This window comes from Burkholderia territorii, from assembly GCF_902833055.1.
GTDB classification, from domain to species: domain Bacteria; phylum Pseudomonadota; class Gammaproteobacteria; order Burkholderiales; family Burkholderiaceae; genus Burkholderia; species Burkholderia territorii.
In genome coordinates this window covers 1-445 of record NZ_CADFEJ010000147.1, presented here as the reverse complement: position 1 = coordinate 445, position 445 = coordinate 1, and the positions used below count along the sequence as shown (strand labels likewise).

Annotated in this window: 1 pseudogene; it reads left to right on the top strand. The window is 70.3% G+C overall.

What is annotated here, in order from left to right:
- Positions 1 to 234: 234 nt before the first annotated feature.
- A pseudogene (locus HW466_RS31455) lies at positions 235 to 445 on the top strand (GABA permease); the annotation flags it as partial.

The window sequence follows — 445 nt, the reverse complement described above, 5'->3', positions numbered from 1 at the left end:
GATTCGCCTGCGTCTGCTTACACTTTCGTCATTCCGAACGCCGCCCTTGCAGGGCGCGCACCGGCAACCGGGCCGCCAGCGGCCCGCTTCGCCAGCCGGGCGTGCATCGCAGGCCCTCCCTTCCAGCATGACCGAGCGCCATCTCCGCGCGGCCAAGGCGTGGCGGGCGGGTTCGCGCCTTGCGCGGGCGTTCGGCTCCGGGTCGTCGCGACCCCATCGAATCCAGGAGGAGACATGGCAGCAGAAAACGGTTCGGGCCTCGGCACCGGCCTCAAGCAGCGGCACGTGACGATGATGTCGATTGCCGGCGTGATCGGCGCGGGCCTGTTCGTCGGCTCGGGCCACGCGATCGCCGAAGCCGGGCCGGGCGCGCTGATGGCCTACGTGATCGCCAGCGTGCTGGTGGTGCTCGTGATGCGCATCCTCAGCGAGATGGCGATCGCCC